This is a genomic window from uncultured Aquincola sp. (assembly GCF_964001545.1).
GTDB lineage: Bacteria > Pseudomonadota > Gammaproteobacteria > Burkholderiales > Burkholderiaceae_C > Aquincola.
Genome location: NZ_CAXFDV010000681.1, coordinates 1 through 1,811, shown reverse-complemented (window position 1 = coordinate 1,811; position 1,811 = coordinate 1). Strand labels below are relative to the sequence as shown.

Annotated in this window: 2 protein-coding genes and 1 pseudogene; 2 read left to right on the top strand and 1 reads right to left on the bottom strand. The window is 73.5% G+C overall.

Translation table 11 applies throughout. The annotated features are described in order from the left end of the window. The first annotated feature begins 86 nt into the window (after positions 1–86). Together ABNT58_RS23900 and ABNT58_RS23895 are read left to right on the top strand one after the other, a co-directional pair. Positions 87–860, top strand: coding sequence for a sulfite exporter TauE/SafE family protein (locus ABNT58_RS23900; RefSeq protein ID WP_348755897.1), 774 nt, complete (start codon positions 87–89; stop codon positions 858–860). 7 nt (positions 861–867) lie between these two features. Continuing rightward, positions 868–1,641 carry a helix-turn-helix transcriptional regulator gene (locus tag ABNT58_RS23895; protein WP_348755896.1) on the top strand — a complete coding sequence of 258 codons (774 nt, stop codon included), beginning with the start codon at positions 868–870 and terminating at the stop codon, positions 1,639–1,641. On the opposite strand, the pseudogene ABNT58_RS23890 reads toward ABNT58_RS23895, so the two are convergent. Then, positions 1,569–1,811, bottom strand: a pseudogene (locus ABNT58_RS23890) (hypothetical protein); the annotation flags it as partial. The gene ABNT58_RS23895 and the pseudogene ABNT58_RS23890 overlap by 73 nt on opposite strands.

Here is a 1,811-nt window from a genome sequence, read left to right as displayed (position 1 = left end):
CTCAGCGCCTGAGGTCGCACGCTTCGGCCCAGGCCGAAGCATCTGCCGCCCCTGCCCGGCGAGCATCACGTCATCTTCATTGCCGGATGCCCATGATGCCCGCCGACCTGTTCCACCCCACCTTCTGGCTGCTGCTGGCCTTTGCCGGCGCGGTGTTCACGCTCGCCGGCTTCGTCAAGGGCGTGATCGGCCTCGGCCTGCCCACCATCGCCATGGGATTGCTGAGCTTGCAAATGGCGCCCGCCCAGGCGGCGGCCTTGCTGGTGGTGCCCTCCTTCGTCAGCAACGTCTGGCAGCTGCTGGGCCAGGGTGGCCTGGCCGCGCTGCTGCGCCGGCTGTGGCCGCTGCTGGCCGGCGTGTGCATGGGCACCTGGCTGGGCGCCGGCTGGCTGACCGGCGGCGCCAGCCGCGCGGCCGGCGCGGCGCTGGGCCTGGCCTTGATCGCTTACGCCCTGTTCGGGCTGCTGCTCAAACCCTGGCGGCTGCCGCCGGGCTGGGAGCCCGTGCTGTCGCCGCTCGTGGGCCTGGCCACGGGGCTGGTGACGGCCGCCACCGGCGTGTTCGTGATCCCGGCCGTGCCCTATCTGCAGGCGTTGGGGCTGGAGAAAGAAGCCCTGGTGCAGGCGCTGGGCGTGTCCTTCCTCGTCAGCACGCTGGCGCTGGCGGCCACGCTGGGCGGTGGTGGCGCGCTACCGGCTCCGGTGCTCGCTGCTTCCCTGGCGGCGCTGTTGCCCACGCTGGGCGGCATGGCGGTGGGCCAGTGGCTGCGCCGCCGCACGCAGCCCGAACGCTTCAAGCGCTGGTTCTTCGCCGGCCTTCTTGCCCTGGGCGCCTGGCTGCTGGCCCGCGCCGTGGTGTGATGCAGCCATGAACGCCCCCGAGCCCCGCTTCGCCAGAGTGGCCGCGATGATCGCGGACCCCACCCGTGCCCGCATGCTGGCGCTGCTGATGAACGGGCAGGCCCATACCGCGGGCGAGCTGGCGGCCGCCGCGGGCGTGACGCCGGCCACCGCCAGCGGCCACCTGGCCCAGCTGGTCGACACCGAGTTGGTGGTGCCGCGGGCGCAGGGCAGGCACCGCTACTTCCGGCTGGCTGACGAGCGCATCGCCCATGCGCTGGAAGCGCTGTCGCTGGTGGCTGAACGTGGGGCGGCCGACGCCAAGTGGCAGCAGCCCGACTACCTGCCGCTCAAGCGCGCACGCACCTGCTACTGCCACCTGGCGGGGGAATTGGGCGTGGCCTGGCTCGAAGGGCTGCTGCGCTGCGGCCATCTGCAGCCGCAGGCCGGCTGGTATGCGTTGACGCCGGCAGGCCGGCAGGCGCTGGCCGCGGCGGGCATCGACCTGCCCGATCGCCTGCCGGCGACACCCCAGGCGCAGCGTCGCTTTGCCTACCCTTGTCTGGACTGGTCGGAACGGCGCGACCACCTGGGCGGCACGCTGGCCGTTGCGCTGCTGGCGCATGCGCGCAACCACGACTGGCTGCGGTCGCAGCCCGCCTCACGCGCGCTGCAGTTGACACCGGCGGGGCGCCGGGCCCTGGCGCCGTGGTTGGCGGTGGCGTCCGCTCAGCGCACCGAAGGCGCAGGCGGATCGGAAGCCGGCGCGGCGGGGGCCGAAGCCACCGGAGCCGGCGTCTGAGCGCCCGGAGCGCCCACCGTCACCGTCGTCGTCTCCTTGATGATGCCGCCGCCGGCCACGCTGCCGCTTTGTTCACCCAGGCCGTTGGCGCGGCGCAGGCAATCGGCCTGCTGGTCGCCGGGCAGCGTCTGGCAGCGCTGGCGGGCGTTCTGGTCGTAGCGGCCTTGCTG

What these genes read in the sequence shown, in the direction of transcription:
- ABNT58_RS23895 (WP_348755896.1), top strand. Translation starts at nt 868, where the DNA reads ATGAACGCCCCCGAGCCCCGCTTCGCCAGAGTGGCCGCGATGATCGCG.
- ABNT58_RS23900 (WP_348755897.1), top strand. Translation starts at nt 87, where the DNA reads ATGCCCATGATGCCCGCCGACCTGTTCCACCCCACCTTCTGGCTGCTG.